This is a genomic window from Mycolicibacter sp. MU0083 (genome assembly GCF_963378075.1).
GTDB classification, from domain to species: Bacteria; Actinomycetota; Actinomycetes; order Mycobacteriales; family Mycobacteriaceae; genus Mycobacterium; species Mycobacterium kokjensenii.
Map to the genome: position 1 here is coordinate 3,389,038 of NZ_OY726394.1, position 13,834 is coordinate 3,402,871.

Here is a 13,834-nt window from a genome sequence, read left to right on the forward strand (position 1 = left end):
GTGGTTACCAGGTGACGGGGAGTTCGTAGACGCCGTAGGCGAGCCGGTCGTTCTTGAACGGGATCTCATCGATGCCGACCGCCAGCTTCAGGGTGGGGATGCGCCGGAACAGGGTGCGGAAGGCGATCACCATCTCGGCACGGGCCAACTGCTGCCCGACGCACTGATGCGGGCCGAAGCCGAAGGCCATGTGCTGGCGGGCGGGCCGCGCCAGATCCAGCACATCCGGGTCGGGGAAGACCGAGGCATCCCAGTTGGCCGGGGCCAGGTCGATGATGATGCCCTCGCCCGCCTTGATCGTCTCGCCGCCGATCTCGATGTCCTCCAGAGCCACCCGGCGCTGGCCGGTGTGGATGATCGACAGGTAGCGCAGCAGTTCCTCGACCGCGTTGGCGATCGCGGCGTCGTCGTCGCCGCGGAAGACCGCGGTCTTCTCGGCGATCTTGTCGGGTTCGCTCAGCAGCGCGGTGATACCCAGACCGAGCATGTTCGCGGTGGTCTCATGGCCGGCGATGAGCATGCCGGTGCCCAACTGGGTGGCCTCGCGCACCGAGAGGTCACCGTTTTTCACCCGCGCGCCCAGATCCGAGACCAGATCTTCGGCCGGTTCGGCCATCTTGGCCTCCAGCAACTGGATCAGGTACTTGGAGAGTTCGGTGGCGCCGGTGGCCAGGGAATCGGAGGTGGCGTTGCGGTCCACGCCCATGGTGGCGTGCTGCTGGAAGAACTCGTGGTCCTCGTAGGGCACGCCGAGCAGTTCGCTGATCACCAGCGAGGGAATCGGCAGCGCGAAGCCTTCGATCAGCTCGGCCGGCTGCGGTCCGGCCAGGATCGCATCGATGTGTTCGTCGGTGATCCGCTGCGTCACCGGCTTGAGCGCCTCGACGCGCTTCATGGTCAACGCCGGCGACAGGATGCGCCGGTAGCGGATGTGTTCGGCTCCGTCGGTGGTGAACACCGACTTGGGTCGGTGGTCGACGCTGGCGCGCATCATCTCGTTCCAGTGCGGGAATCCGGGCTGGTGGTCGTCGACGCTGACCCGGGGGTCGGAGAACAGCGTGCGCACGGCGTCATATCCGGTGATCAGCCACGGTGTGCTGCCGTCCCAGATCTTCACCCGGCTCAACTGCCCCTCGGCGGCCAGCGCCATGGTCTGGGGCGGCGGCGCGAACGGGCACCGGCCGTCCCGGCTCATCGGGTACTCCGGTGTTGTGGTGGCCGCAATGGTGGTTGCGTCGGTCACGCTCACTCCTCGACGATCTTGATAGCTCCGGATGGACAGTTTCGGGCCGCTTCGCGTACGGCTTCGGCCAACTCCGCGGGTGGATTCTCATCGAGCACGACGACGACGCCGTCCTCGTCGCGCTGGTCGAACACCCGTGGCGCAAAACCCACGCATTGCCCCGACGACGCGCAGATGTCCTGGTCGGCGGTGACTTTCATGACGAACCTCCCTGAACCGCGGTGACCGGGGCCAGCCATAGCCCCACGATGGCGTCGATGAGTCCGCCGCCGGCCTCGGTCCAGCTGATGGCACCCGAGACTCCCGACGCCAGCGCGCGTTCGTGATCGGCGCAGGTGTGCATCAACAGGTTTCGGGCCATCACGTTGCGGGCCTGGTGAACCCGGACCGGAAGGTCGGGCAGACAGGTGTTGATGCCGTCGATCACCTGCACCAGCGACGGAGAACTCAGCGCGTCCTTGACGACGATGTTGTGGTAGGCCGGGTCGGCCATCACCTGCGCGGCGAACCGCGCATACCAGGTCGGATTTCCAAGGTCGGCAAGGTGATCGGTGAGCGGACGGACCAGGCAGGACACCCAGTCGCGAAGTTCGGTGGAATCCGCCGTGGTCGCGACCATCTCTTCGCGCAGTCGCTCGACCGGAACCCGGTGGCGGCGCTCGATCTCGCGTACCAGGTCGGTCTTGGTGCCGAAGTGGTAGCCGACGGCGGCGTTGTTGCCCTGCCCGGCGGCTTCACTGACCTGCCGATTGGAGACCGCGAACACGCCGTGTTCGGCGAACAGCTGTTCGGCAGCGGTCAGAATCGCTTCCCGCGTACTGTTGGCCCGCTCAGCCCGCGCGGCCCGATCAGCGGTGGTCACGGCGCTAGTCAACCCCGCCCGACACTTTAAGTCAAGCGATTGATTTAATTTTTTTCACCATCGGTCGCAGCCGGCTTGGGACGACGTCGGATGGCCTTGCCCGCGACCGTTCCGCCGTCCACCGGCAGCACCACGCCGGTCACGTACCGGGCACGCTCACCGGCGAGGTACAGCGCGGCCTCGGCGACGTCGTCGGCGGTGCCCTCCCGTTTCAGCGGCCGGTCGGCACGCATGGTCTCGCGGATTCCCGCCTCGAAACGCTGCAGCGCCTCGGCGTCCAGGCCGGCCATGGCCGACGAGGCCACGAACGGTGTCGGGATGTTGCCGGGCGCAAGGGCGTTGACCCGGATGTCGTAGTGGGCCAATTCGATCGCCGCGGATTTGGTGAACTGGATGACCGCCGCCTTGGACGCCCGGTAGGTCATCACGCCGCCGCCGGCCTGGATGCCGCCGATCGAGGTCAGGTTCAGGATCGAGCCGCCGCCGTTCTTGGCCATGTGCCGGGCGGCATCGCGGGTACCGGCCATCACCGCGAGCACGTTGACCGACATGATGCGGTGGAAGTCGGCGAGGTCGTCGTCGAGGAAGCGGTTGTGCATGGTGCCGGAGACGCCGGCGTTGTTGACCATGATGTCCAGCCCGCCGAACGTCTCGACGGCATGCTCGACCAGCGCACCCACCTGCGCCACATCGGCGACGTCGGCGACTCGGAAGACGGCATCGGCGCCCAGTCCTCGGGCCAACTCCTCGCCGCGGTCGCGCTCGAGGTCGGCGATCACCACGCGCGCCCCTTCGGCGAGGAATCGCTCGGCGATCGCCCGACCGAGACCCGATGCGCCACCGGTGACGATCGCCACCTTGCCGGTCAACTCGTTGTCCATCTGCGCCCTTCCGATGCGACCGCGTCCTGCGGTGCTTCGACTCAACCCGGTCGGCACGATTCAGTCAAGCGACTGATTTAAACCGCCGATCTCAGGCGAGTTGCGGCTTGATCTCCTCGATCACCCACTGCGCATGGTCGAGGTACTCCTCGATACCCCGGACCTTCGGCGGTGGCACCGAACTGACCGTCACACCCTGTTCGCCCAGCCAGTTGAGCCGGTCGACGATCTCCTGTGCACTCCTGCCGGGGCGGGCGTCCGGGTCGCGACGCTTGACGTGGCCTTCGCCCACCCGCCTGGACCCCAGCCCGTGCATCACGTCGAAGGGGCGCCCGTCGTAGCCGGGTTGGGATTTGATGAAGTCGACCCGCTCGGCGATCTGCTCCGGCGGCGTGAGAAATCCCCACCAACCCGATCCGAATCTGGCGGCCCGCCGTAGTGCCGCGTCCGCGTCGCCACCGATCCAGATCGGCAGGTGCGGCTTGCGCACCGGTTTCGGCTCGAAGGCGATATCGCTGAACGACACGTAGCGGCCGGAGAAGGCCGGTGAATCGCTGGTCCACAACTCGACGATCGCCGCCAGATACTCGTCGGCGATCCGGCCACGTTCGCCGAAAGGCACTCCGAGAGCTTCGAATTCGCGCTGCAGCCAGCCCACCCCGAACGTGACCATCATCCGGCCACCGCTGAGCCAGTCGGCGGTAGCCAGCGCCTTGGCCAGCACGATCGGCTGATGCAACGGCAGCACCGTGACGCAGGAGTTGAGCATGATCCGCTGCGTCGCACCGGCCAGATAGGCCTGCGCGATCGTCGACTGGAAATAGTGCGGGCCGGACAACTCGACGTGCTCGGCGGGAATGACGATGTGCTCGGGGACGGCGATCATGTCGTAGCCCCACTCGTCGGCACACCGGGCCATTCGGGTCTGGTCGGCCCCGGTTACTTCAGGCTCCCACGGCTGCATGATCGCTTTGAGTTCCAGCACGTGGGGCAGGTTGAATACCAGTTTCATATCGCGATGGACTCTACGACAATAGAGTTCGCCGCGGACTAAACTCGGCAGAACCATGAGACGCAAGCCCGATCCGGACCGACGCCGGCGCGAACTCTGCGACGCCGCGATTCGACTGCTCGCCGACGACGGGGTCAAGGGAGTCAGCCATCTCAAGGTCGATCGCAAAGCCGGCTTCCCGGAGGGCACCACCTCGTTCTACTTTCGTACCCGCTCGGCGCTGCTGCAGGCCGTCGCGCTGCGGGTCGCCGAACTGGACCTGAAGGACCTGACCACGGCGACCCGATCACCCTCGTCCACCCCGGCCGGCCCCTCGGGGCTGGCCACCCTGGTCATCCGCTCGGCCCGCGGGGCGCGGTTGATCCGCACCAAGGCCCGCCAGGAACTCGCACTGCAGGCCGCCCGCGATCCCCAACTCGACGCCGCATTCCACAGCTACGGCGATCGATTCGTCGCGTTGATCAAAGCCGCCGTCCTTCAACTCCAACCGGCGGACACCGCAGCCGACCCCGACTTGGCCGACCGGCAGGCGTTCGTGGTGATGATGTTCATCGGCGGGGTCATGCAGGCACTGGCCGCCGGGGACCGCCGTATCCGCGACGCCGAGGAACTGGACGCACTCATCTCGGGCATCGTGGCCGGAATCAGCTCTTCCGCGACTCTACGTAAATAGAGTAGCGTGGCCGGGCAGACGAAAGGTTCTGCCATGACTGCAGTGCAAGAGGATTCGGGCGTACTGGCCGGCGAACGCCGCATGCTCATCGACGGCGAGCTGGTCGAGGCCGCCGGCGGCGCGACGTTCGACGTCGAACACCCGGCAAGCGAGCAGGTGGTCGGCGTTGCCGCGGACGGCACCGTCGATGACATCGGGCGGGCCGTCGGCGCCGCCCGACGCGCGTTCGACACCGGCGACTGGGCCCACGATCTGGAATTCCGGTTCCACTGCCTGATGCAACTGCACGCCGCACTGGAAGCCGACAAGGAACGGCTGCGCCGGATCCTGGTCACCGAAGTCGGTTGCCCGGTCACGGTCACCGGCAGCCAGATCGAATCCCCGATCGCCGAGGTGAAGCACTGGGCCGAGCACGCCCGCTCCTTCGAATACCTGGTGGACACCGGCGTACACGACACGCAGTTGGGACCGGCGCGACGCAAGTTGCACTACGAGCCGGTCGGTGTGGTCGGCGCGATCACGCCGTGGAACGTACCGTTCTACCTCAACATCGCCGAGACCATCCCGGCGTTGATGGCCGGCAACACCGTCGTGCTCAAGCCGGCACAACTCACCCCCTGGTCGGGTAGCGAACTCGGCCGGATCATCGCCGAGCAGACCGACATTCCCGCCGGGGTGTTCAACGTCGTCACCTCCAACGCCAACGAGGTCGGCGCGGCACTGTCGGCAGACCCGCGGGTCGACATGATCACCTTCACCGGGTCCACCGCCACCGGCCGCGCCATCCTGGCCGCGGGCGCATCGACGGTGAAGAAGACGCTGCTGGAACTCGGCGGCAAGTCGGCACACATCGTGCTCGACGACGCGGACTTCGGTTCTGCGCTGCCCATGGCGGCGATGATGGCGTGTGTGATGTCCGGGCAGAGTTGCGTGTTGCCGTCCCGGATCCTGTTGCCCCGCAGCCGCTACGACGAAGGACTTGGGGTGCTGAAGGCCTCGATGGAGAACTTCCCGATGGGTGATCCGTGGACTCCGGGCAACATGCAGGGCCCGCAGATCAGCCGGACACAGCGCGAGAAGGTGCTGGGGTTGATCGATTCCGGACTGAAATCGGGCGCCCGCCTGATCACCGGCGGAGGGGTTCCGGATCAGCTGCCCACCGGCTACTACGTCCAGCCGACCCTGCTCGCCGACGTCGCCCCCGACAGTCGGATCGCCCAGGAGGAGATCTTCGGACCGGTGCTCACCGTCACCCCCTACGACACCGACGACGAGGCCGTCGCCATCGCAAACAACTCGATATACGGGCTCTCCGGAGAGGTCAGCAGCGCCGACGTGGACCGGGCCGTGTCGATCGCGACCCGCATGCGTACCGGCAACGTGACCATCAACGGCAAGAGTCACTTCGGGATCGACAGCCCGTTCGGCGGAACCAAGCAGAGTGGCCTGGGGTACCGCAACGGCACCCAGGGTTTCATCGAGTACCTGCACATCAAAACCATCGGGATGCCGGCATGAATGTGCCCGCCTCGACGGACGACCGCTTGGACATCGCCGCGCTGCTGCACCGCTATGCCCGTGCCGTCGACGGCAAGGACTGGGCGCTGTACCGGTCGGTGTTCACCGAGGACGCCGTCATCGACTACTCGTCGGCGGGCGCCATCTGCGCCACCCGGGACGAGGTGGCCGACTGGCTGGCCGCCGGATTCGACGCCATCCCGATGTCCATGCACTACATCACCAATATCGAGATCCTCGACTTCGCCGGGGATTCCGCGCAGGTGCGCGCGATGTTCTACAACCCCATGCAGCTACCGGGCATGACCGATCTGAGCTACTGCGGCGGCTACTACCACCACGATCTGGTCCGCACCGGCGACGGGTGGCGCAGTCGTGGGCTGCGCGAGGAGAACTTGTGGTTCACCAATCCCCCCGCCTCGGGGCGGTGACGGCTCCGCCGTTTACTCGGGCTTTCGGAACGTGTACACCCGGTAGTGAACCAGCCCCGCCGCCGCCAGCCATTTCATCCAACGGGTTCCGGCGACCAGGACGTCTGACCCGTTCGCGCGAAAGAACTTGAGCAGGAAGGGATAGGTCGGCATCGTGTTCTTCCGGATGTTGAGGTTGCGCTCCAACCGGAGGCCGGCGCGTTCGCCCATCGACTTGTAGGACCGCAGCGACACCTTGCCGAGCGCACCGTAGGACTTCGCGACCCGGGCGCGAATCGCCATCCAGATCGGGGTCTTGCCGAAGGCCGCCGTGACCGGGACGAAGTCGGACACCGCCAGGTAGCCGCCCGGCTTGAGCACCCGCGCGGCTTCGGCCAGGAAACGCTCCCGGGACGGGAAGTGAAAGATGCATTCGACCGCCAGGACCCGGTCGAAGGAGTTGTCCTCGAACGGCAGTCGGCAGGCACCGGCTTCGACCCAGGCGATCCGGTTGCCGGCGGTGGCCCCGATCTGCGCCTCGGCGGCGGCCAGTTGCCGCGGGTCGATGTTGAGGCCGATCAGGTCCATCCCCGAATGCGCGCCGTCGATCTGCTGAATGGTCCCGCCGAATCCGCAGCCCACATCGAGCAGTCGCTGCCCGTCCGCGACCTTGGCGGCCTCGAACAGCACGGCGTTCATGTTCGCCATGGCCGCCAGGTAGTCGGCACGTGTGCCGTCGGCTGACTTGGGGTCTTCCCAATAGCCCCAGTGCACCTGTTGTTCCCACAGTTGCCCGGTCGCGCCGCCGTCCTTCCGCTCGTCGAGGAGAAGGTCGAAATAGGGAAGGTTCGGTCTCTGCATGTGCTGCCACTCTCTGGGGTTGAAATTTCCTCGGCGCACAACAGATCCGTTGGCGTTGCAATTGAAAAGGGAACCGAATCGAGATTCGGTCGATCGACGTCGATGACCGGCGGGCCCGTCGGCTCTCCGGACCCGATTCGTCGAATCGCTCCGAGCGTTTACATGGTCGGCATGAATTCAGACAGCGTGAGAATCGTGAAGACCAGCAGGGCCAGCCCGATAAGCCCGCCTGCCGGAACCATGGCCAGACACACGGCCAGCCAGACGGCGAACCTCGACCATTCGAACGGCTGATTGCCCACCACCGTGCTGCGGCGCGCCCGGACGGTCTGATAGGCCGCCCACACCGCGGCGCCGGCCGCGGCGACCGCGATGATCCGTACCCCATCCGGTGTCGCCAGCAACGCGACGGCGGCCATGGCCACCGCGGCCACCGCGCGCCCCACCACGATCGGATGCCACGCCGCACGGGTGCGGACCGGCCGACGATTGGGTTCTCCGCGGTACCGCGGCAGCCGGCCGTCGATGCCCAGCAATCGCCACAGCCAACGCCGCCACCCGGTCCGCAGGCCCAGATCCTCGGCGACCCGACGGACGTCGGCCGCCGATTCCGACATCAGCGCGCGCGATCGATCACTGCGCCAGAACGCGTCCTTGAAGACCCGGCGCGGAATCCCGAACTGTCGGGCGAATGCCCGCGGCGGGGTGATCATCTCGCCGATCAACCACCGCAGCATCAACGGCAGTGCGATGGCGTAACAGGCCCGTCTGAACCGCCCGGCACGTCGGATCTGCTCGGCCAGGTGGTCCTCGACGAATGCGATATGCCGCGCCTCCTCCGCCAAATGGATATAGGTGATCCGATTCAGCAGTGGAGGTATTTCGGCGGTGCCGCGGTGCTGGAGCGTCTGCTGAAAGTGCAGCGGCTGCTCACCGCAGAGCACGCCGATGAAATGGAAGACGCTCGCATAACCCCCGATGAATGCCAGGATCGGGCCGAAGATCCGGGATCCCCGCCGCATTCCGGGCACATCGTCACCGGTCCGATTGATGAAATCCTGAAACATCTGGATGTGATTGCATTCATCGGCGATCTCATGCAGGAGATATTGAAAAACAGGCGAACCGTTCGGCAGTCTTCCCGCGGAATGCACCACTCCGCGGATCAGCATCATCTCGAATTGGAGCGCGACCTTGAGCGTGTTCGCGGTGAGCCAGCGCCCCATCGCAATCCGGCGATTCAACGGCTGTTCGGCGTACCACGTGGTCGCGCCGAGCGGGGAAATACTCGACGAATGCTGCCAACGTGGATCGTTTTTATCTAAGGCGTTCTCCGGTGCATCCCAGTCGATATCGACGTACGGATCGAACCGTTTCTCGACGGTGGCGCGGGAGAGTTCTTCTGCCCTACTGACGGCCGCGACTACGGGCTCGCCCGCGCCACCAACCATGTGCATCCCTATCTGCAGAGTCGAATCCTCGGCAGAGAGTATCAGCCTTCCCTTTTTGCAAACCCATCGCTTCCATTACATCGGATTACGTGGGTATATTCACAAGCTGAATGTGTGCTATCTGCAATTATTGACACCATAACACGTTCATAAACGCGGGTGTCGGGCGCGGCCCGCCGCCCGGTCTCAGCGCAGGAATTCCAGCAGCAGCGCGTTGACGGACTCGGCCTGTTCGATCTGTGGGCAGTGCCCGGCGCCGTCCACCACGACGGACCGCCCGCCGGGGATCTGATCGGCGATCTGCGCCGCCCAACCGGACGGCAGCAGCTTGTCGCAGGCCCCTTCGACCACCAGGGTCGGCACCGAGATCCGGTCATAGCGGCGACTGCTGGACGGCGGCGGCGTCGCGTCGGCGCCCGGGCGGCGGAACCGTGCCGCCGCGATCGCCTCCCAGGCACCGGGCGCGGTGCTGGAGGTGTAGCGCCGTCCCACGTAGTCGTCGTCGGCCGGGTATGCCGGGTCGTGGAAGAGCGCCGTCACGATCTTGCGCATCGCGGGCACGGTCGCGTCGTAGTCGTAGAGCGCCGCCATGTGCTCGTTCTGCTGGATCTCACCGCCGCCGCAGATGGCGACCAGTCGGCGCACCGGCAACTGCGGGGCCTCCGAGGTGGTGTCCACGAGCAGCATGATCGCCCCCATCGAATTGCCGACGAAGTCCGCCACCGAGACGCCCAACTCCGCGCAGAACCGCGCCACATGACGAATCCGCATTCCGCGGCCGTCGTTGAAATCGATGACCTTGGCCGACTCGCCGAACCCGAGCAGGTCCGGGGCCAGCACCCGATAACGGTCGGCCAGCGCGGGAATCGTTCGTTCCCAACCGACTTCGGCGCCGGCGCCGAACTCGCCGCCGTGCAGCAGGACCACGGCCGGGGCGGACGGGTCGCCGGCTTCCAGATAAGAGGTGATCAGGCCGTCGACGACGACGGTCTTGCGGGTAACCGACAACGGGGGCTCCTCAATCGGGGATCAGTGGTCCGACCGGCCGGGTCGTGGTGGCATGCACCAGCAGTTCGGCCAGTTCGGCGGGGCGGCTCAGAAACGGTGAGTGCGAGGCGTCGATGGTCAGGGGTTCGACTCCCAGGCGGTGGCAGACCAGGTCGGCCAGCCAGCGCGGGTAGGCGCGATCCTGCTCGCAGCGGATGAAGCTGCGGCCCAGATCGGCCGCCCAGAAGTTCGGCACCGACACCGGCGCGACGGTGGTGTCGCCGAACCGTTCCGGCCCGAGCCGTTCGAACGCCCAGCGCAGCGTTTCGTCGTCGCAGTCGTGGTAGAAGTACTGCCGTGCGCCCTCGGGGTCGGCGAAGGTCATCGCTCCGTCGTCGGCGAAGTGCAGATGACTCAGCATGTCGGCGGCCGCGGTGTCGAAGAACTCCGCGCCTTCGGCGCCCATCGTCATCGCATCGGTGTAGCTGCGGCCCTCGCGGGGCAGCGCGGCGGCCAGATAGACGATGTGGCGCACCCGTTCCGGTGCGCTGTCGGCACCCAGCGTGGCGTCGAATCCCCCGCCGGAATGGCCCACCAGAACATCGCCGTCCTCCAGGACGGCCGCCACCGCCGCACGGCGATTCGCCAGGGTGGATTCCTCGGCGATGCGCGAACCGTGGCCGGGCAAGTCTACGGCGACACCGGTGTGGCCGATCTTCGCCAGTTCGTCCACGGTGCGCTCCCAGCACCAGGCCGCGTGGAATCCGCCGTGCACGAACACGAATCGCATGGTTGCTCCTCGGCCGGGACTACTTGATGGCGATGGGATTGACCGGTGAGCCGACCCCGCCGGTGACGCGCAGCGGCGGTGCCACCAATTGGAATTCGTAGATCCCGTCGGCAGCGCAGTCGGCGGCCAGTGCGCCCAGATCCCAGTACTCGCCGAGCATCAGTCCCATGTCGCGCAGGCACAGCATGTGCAGCGGCAGGTAGGTTCCGTCGACGCCGGAGACCGGATTCTCCACCATCAGGTTGTCGGCGGCCACGGCGGCGACGTCGTGGTCGTGCAGCCACGACGCGCACCGCCAGTCCAGTCCGGCGCCCGGTTCGGCGCCGTCGCCGGTCTGCCGGAATCGTTGCCACCATCCGGTGCGCACCAGGACGATATCGCCGGGTTCCACGGTGACCCGTTGCGCGCGGGCCACCTCGTCGAGTTCGTCCGGGGTGATCGGGGTACCCAGCGGCAGGAAGGTGTCCGCGCCCCGGTGGGCGACCACATCCAGCAGCACACCGCGGGAGGTGATGCCTTTGCCGTCCACCTTGTCGATTCCGCAGTGGTACGCGCCCAGGCTGGTCACCGAGCCGGCCGGGAATCCGTTGTAGAGCTGATCGTCGTAGTAGACGTGTGACAGCGCATCCCATTGGGTGGCGGCCTGCAACGGCATCACGATCATGTCGTCGTTGAACCGGAACGGGTTGTCGACGAAGAATTCGCTCAACTGTTGCGCGACGATGTTGCGCTGCCATTCCGGACCGTAGTGGGCGAGGGTGTTCACGTCGCCGCCGTCGACGGTCATCACGTGAATCGGGTTGTGCCGGAACTGGAATGCCCCCTGCGGACCGGAGGACCCGAAGTCCACCCCGAGCGGGAAGACCTTGCCGTGGCGCACCAGCCGGGCGGCATCGGCGATCTTGCGTTCGGTGATGAGGTTGAGGGTGCCCAGTTCGTCGGTGTCACCCCAGCGCCCCCAGTTGCGGACCGTCTCTGCGACCCGCCGGAATTCGGTCAGCCCGGCCACGATCCCGCCCCCTCCGCCAACGCGGCCGCACCGCGGCCGGCGATGTTACCGCCGTCGACCCACAACACCTGACCGGTGATGTAGCCGGCGGCGGGGCTGTTCAAGAACACCAACGGGGTCGCCTGCTCCCCGGCATCGGCCACCCGCCCCAGCGGTTTCGGGATGTCATCGAGATAACCCTGCCCGTAGCTGCTGCGCAGCTGGTCGAGGATGGGGGTCTCGGTGACGCCGGGTGCGGTGCAGTTGATCCGGATGCCGCGCTGCGCCAGCGGACCGGCCTTGATCATGCCGTAGAGGATGATCGCCTCCTTGGACAGCCGGTAGCCGCCGTCGGCGAGCGCGGCGGGGTTGGCACGGCACCACTGTAATCCGGCCGCCATGCCGTCGGTGTGTAACAGACCGACGGTGGTGGCGGCGTTCTCCCGGTAGGCGGCAGCGGCCAGGGAGGACACGTTGGCGATAGCCGAACCCGCCGGCATCACCGGGAGCAGGGCTTCGGTGAGTTCGCGCATCCCGAGGAAGTTGATCGTCACCACCCGCTCGGGATCACCGATGCCCGAGGACACTCCGGCCACGTTGAACAGCGCATCGACGTGACCGGCCCCCCGGATCGCGTCGGCCGCTGCATCGATCGACGCCGGATCGGCCAGGTCGACGCTGTGGAACGCGTCGAGTTCCGCGGCCGGTTCGAGCCGGTCCACGCCGACGACCTGCGCGCCGAGCTCGGCGAGTTGTGTCACCAGCTGCGCACCGATTCCCGATGCGCAGCCGGTGACGACGGTCCGGCGCCCGTCGTAGCGGCACAGACCGGCGGGGGCCCTCACGACTGGCCGCGTTCCCGTTCCTCTTTGGCCAGCTGCGCGGCCTGTACCCGGCCCTCGTTCATCTCGGCCATCGCCTCGGGGATCTCCGTGGCGGTGAACTTGCCGCCGCGTCCGGTCGGCAGCCCGCCGAAAGAGTAGGACTCGTCGAAGACCGGTGCGGTCGACTTCTGCCGACGCGCTTCCAGCTTCTCCAGCACCGGTTCGAGACGCTTGGCTTTGTCCGCGACCGCCTTCTCGTCGCGTTCGATGAACTCGGGCAGTACTTCCTTGCCCATCAGCTCGATCGCTTCCATGGTCGCCTCGTGACTACGGGGGTTGAGCAGCAGGATGAGTTCGTCGACACCGCTCTCTTCGTAGCCGCGCAGGAATTCCCGTGCGGTCGAAGGACTCCCGATCGCGCCGCGGCCCGGACCGTAGGCCAGCGTCGGGTCCTTCTCGACGGCGTCGAGGTAGCTCTTCCACACCCCGGTCCGGCCCGGGGTGTGCTCGCCGGTCATGTAGTAGTGCATGATCCCGTACGAGAAGAAGCCGCCGCCGACGCCGAGCCGGGCGATCGCCTGTTCGTCGGTGGGGGCCACCATCATCGACAGGTCGCCACCGATGGCCAGGATGTTCGGGTTGACCTGCGGGGTGATGGGGACGCCGTTCTCCTCGAGCTCCTTGTAGTAACCGTTGACCCGCTCGGCCAGCGGGCCGGGCCCGGTGTAGGCGAAACTCAGCGCGCCGATGCATTTCTCGGCGGCCATCTGCACCGACGCGGGTCGGGTGCAGGCGACCCAGACCGGCGGGTGCGGCTTCTGCATGGGCTTGGGGACCACGTTGCGGGCCGGCATCTGGACGTGCTGGCCCTCGAATCCGGTGAACGGCTCTTCGGTCATGCAGCGGATCGAGACCTCCAAGGCCTCTTCCCACTGCGCGCGCTTGTCGGCGGGGTCGATGCCGAAGCCGCCGAGTTCGGCGATCGAGGAGCCCTCCCCGGTGCCGAATTCGACCCGGCCGCCGGAGAGCAGGTCCAGGGTGGCCACCCGCTCGGCTACCCGGGCGGGGTGGTTGACCACCGGAGGCAGGTGCATGATCCCGAAGCCCAGCCGGATCTTCTCGGTGCGCTGGCTGGCGGCGGCCAGGAACATCTCCGGCGCGGTGGCGTGGCAGTACTCCTCCAGGAAGTGGTGCTCGGTGAGCCAGACCGTGGAGAACCCGGCCTTGTCGGCGGCCTCCACCTCGTCGAGGCCGTCCTGGAAGAGCCGGTACTCGTCGTCGTCCGACCACGGACGCGGCAGCGCGAATTCGTAGAACAGTGAGATCTTCACGTC

General features: G+C 66.8%; 15 protein-coding genes. 3 read left to right on the forward strand and 12 right to left on the reverse strand.

The window, feature by feature from the left end; translation table 11 throughout:
* Nucleotides 1–4 precede the first annotated feature (4 nt).
* The 5 genes from RCP38_RS15900 to RCP38_RS15920 form a co-directional block, all read right to left on the reverse strand.
* Nucleotides 5–1,195, reverse strand: coding sequence for a cytochrome P450 (locus RCP38_RS15900; protein WP_308477350.1), 1,191 nt, complete (start codon nucleotides 1,193–1,195; stop codon nucleotides 5–7).
* 50 nt (nucleotides 1,196–1,245) lie between these two features.
* Nucleotides 1,246–1,443, reverse strand: a complete 198-nt coding sequence (locus tag RCP38_RS15905) for a ferredoxin (protein ID WP_308473886.1) — start codon at nucleotides 1,441–1,443, stop codon at nucleotides 1,246–1,248.
* A complete protein-coding gene (locus tag RCP38_RS15910) occupies nucleotides 1,440–2,105 on the reverse strand; it encodes a TetR/AcrR family transcriptional regulator (RefSeq protein ID WP_308473887.1) in 666 nt (221 codons plus the stop codon). Before RCP38_RS15910 ends, RCP38_RS15905 begins: the two co-directional genes overlap by 4 nt.
* Nucleotides 2,106–2,149: 44 nt before the next feature.
* Nucleotides 2,150–2,986, reverse strand: a complete 837-nt coding sequence (locus tag RCP38_RS15915) for an SDR family NAD(P)-dependent oxidoreductase (protein ID WP_308473888.1) — start codon at nucleotides 2,984–2,986, stop codon at nucleotides 2,150–2,152.
* A gap of 91 nt (nucleotides 2,987–3,077) precedes the next feature.
* Nucleotides 3,078–3,998 (reverse strand): TIGR03619 family F420-dependent LLM class oxidoreductase, encoded by a 921-nt coding sequence (locus RCP38_RS15920; RefSeq protein ID WP_308473889.1) that lies wholly within the window; start codon nucleotides 3,996–3,998, stop codon nucleotides 3,078–3,080.
* 55 nt (nucleotides 3,999–4,053) lie between these two features.
* Here RCP38_RS15920 and RCP38_RS15925 point away from each other — a divergent pair, with 55 nt between their 5' ends.
* Genes RCP38_RS15925 through RCP38_RS15935 form a run of 3 tightly spaced genes read left to right on the forward strand, consistent with a single transcriptional unit; the run spans nucleotide 4,054 to nucleotide 6,620 of the window.
* Nucleotides 4,054–4,671 carry a TetR/AcrR family transcriptional regulator gene (locus RCP38_RS15925; RefSeq protein ID WP_308473890.1) on the forward strand — a complete coding sequence of 206 codons (618 nt, stop codon included), beginning with the start codon at nucleotides 4,054–4,056 and terminating at the stop codon, nucleotides 4,669–4,671.
* A 33-nt stretch (nucleotides 4,672–4,704) separates the two neighbouring features.
* Nucleotides 4,705–6,189 (forward strand): aldehyde dehydrogenase family protein, encoded by a 1,485-nt coding sequence (locus RCP38_RS15930; RefSeq protein ID WP_308473891.1) that lies wholly within the window; start codon nucleotides 4,705–4,707, stop codon nucleotides 6,187–6,189.
* A complete protein-coding gene (locus RCP38_RS15935) occupies nucleotides 6,186–6,620 on the forward strand; it encodes a nuclear transport factor 2 family protein (protein ID WP_308473892.1) in 435 nt (144 codons plus the stop codon). Before RCP38_RS15930 ends, RCP38_RS15935 begins: the two co-directional genes overlap by 4 nt.
* Nucleotides 6,621–6,632: 12 nt before the next feature.
* Here the strand turns inward: RCP38_RS15935 and RCP38_RS15940 are convergent, their stop codons facing one another.
* From RCP38_RS15940 to RCP38_RS15970, 7 genes are all read right to left on the reverse strand, one after another.
* Nucleotides 6,633–7,460: a class I SAM-dependent methyltransferase gene (locus RCP38_RS15940; RefSeq protein WP_308473893.1), complete on the reverse strand. Its 828-nt coding sequence runs from the start codon at nucleotides 7,458–7,460 to the stop codon at nucleotides 6,633–6,635.
* Between the two features lie 158 nt (nucleotides 7,461–7,618).
* The gene (locus RCP38_RS15945; RefSeq protein WP_308473894.1) at nucleotides 7,619–8,917 is read right to left on the reverse strand and encodes an AurF N-oxygenase family protein; all 1,299 of its coding nucleotides are present in this window, start codon (nucleotides 8,915–8,917) and stop codon (nucleotides 7,619–7,621) included.
* A gap of 180 nt (nucleotides 8,918–9,097) precedes the next feature.
* A complete protein-coding gene (locus RCP38_RS15950; RefSeq protein WP_308473895.1) occupies nucleotides 9,098–9,919 on the reverse strand; it encodes an alpha/beta fold hydrolase in 822 nt (273 codons plus the stop codon).
* Nucleotides 9,920–9,929: 10 nt separating this feature from the next.
* Complete coding sequence (locus RCP38_RS15955) at nucleotides 9,930–10,688, reverse strand: alpha/beta fold hydrolase (RefSeq protein WP_308473896.1); 759 nt, start codon at nucleotides 10,686–10,688, stop codon at nucleotides 9,930–9,932.
* Between the two features lie 19 nt (nucleotides 10,689–10,707).
* Entirely contained in the window at nucleotides 10,708–11,697 is a 990-nt protein-coding gene (locus RCP38_RS15960; protein WP_308473897.1) for a cyclase family protein, read from the reverse strand.
* Entirely contained in the window at nucleotides 11,685–12,521 is an 837-nt protein-coding gene (locus RCP38_RS15965) for a coniferyl-alcohol dehydrogenase (protein ID WP_308473898.1), read from the reverse strand. Before RCP38_RS15965 ends, RCP38_RS15960 begins: the two co-directional genes overlap by 13 nt.
* Nucleotides 12,518–13,831 carry an LLM class flavin-dependent oxidoreductase gene (locus RCP38_RS15970; protein WP_308473899.1) on the reverse strand — a complete coding sequence of 438 codons (1,314 nt, stop codon included), beginning with the start codon at nucleotides 13,829–13,831 and terminating at the stop codon, nucleotides 12,518–12,520. The genes RCP38_RS15965 and RCP38_RS15970 overlap by 4 nt, the downstream gene beginning before the upstream one ends.
* Nucleotides 13,832–13,834: the final 3 nt, after the last annotated feature.

Bases quoted from the DNA above. Each gene is read 5' to 3' on its own strand.
- RCP38_RS15900 (WP_308477350.1), bottom strand. From the start codon at position 1,195: ATGAGCCGGGACGGCCGGTGCCCGTTCGCGCCGCCGCCCCAGACCATG.
- RCP38_RS15905 (WP_308473886.1), bottom strand. From the start codon at position 1,443: ATGAAAGTCACCGCCGACCAGGACATCTGCGCGTCGTCGGGGCAATGC.
- RCP38_RS15915 (WP_308473888.1), bottom strand. From the start codon at position 2,986: ATGGACAACGAGTTGACCGGCAAGGTGGCGATCGTCACCGGTGGCGCA.
- RCP38_RS15920 (WP_308473889.1), bottom strand. From the start codon at position 3,998: ATGAAACTGGTATTCAACCTGCCCCACGTGCTGGAACTCAAAGCGATC.
- RCP38_RS15925 (WP_308473890.1), top strand. From the start codon at position 4,054: ATGAGACGCAAGCCCGATCCGGACCGACGCCGGCGCGAACTCTGCGAC.
- RCP38_RS15930 (WP_308473891.1), top strand. From the start codon at position 4,705: ATGACTGCAGTGCAAGAGGATTCGGGCGTACTGGCCGGCGAACGCCGC.
- RCP38_RS15935 (WP_308473892.1), top strand. From the start codon at position 6,186: ATGAATGTGCCCGCCTCGACGGACGACCGCTTGGACATCGCCGCGCTG.
- RCP38_RS15940 (WP_308473893.1), bottom strand. From the start codon at position 7,460: ATGCAGAGACCGAACCTTCCCTATTTCGACCTTCTCCTCGACGAGCGG.
- RCP38_RS15945 (WP_308473894.1), bottom strand. From the start codon at position 8,917: ATGCACATGGTTGGTGGCGCGGGCGAGCCCGTAGTCGCGGCCGTCAGT.
- RCP38_RS15955 (WP_308473896.1), bottom strand. From the start codon at position 10,688: ATGCGATTCGTGTTCGTGCACGGCGGATTCCACGCGGCCTGGTGCTGG.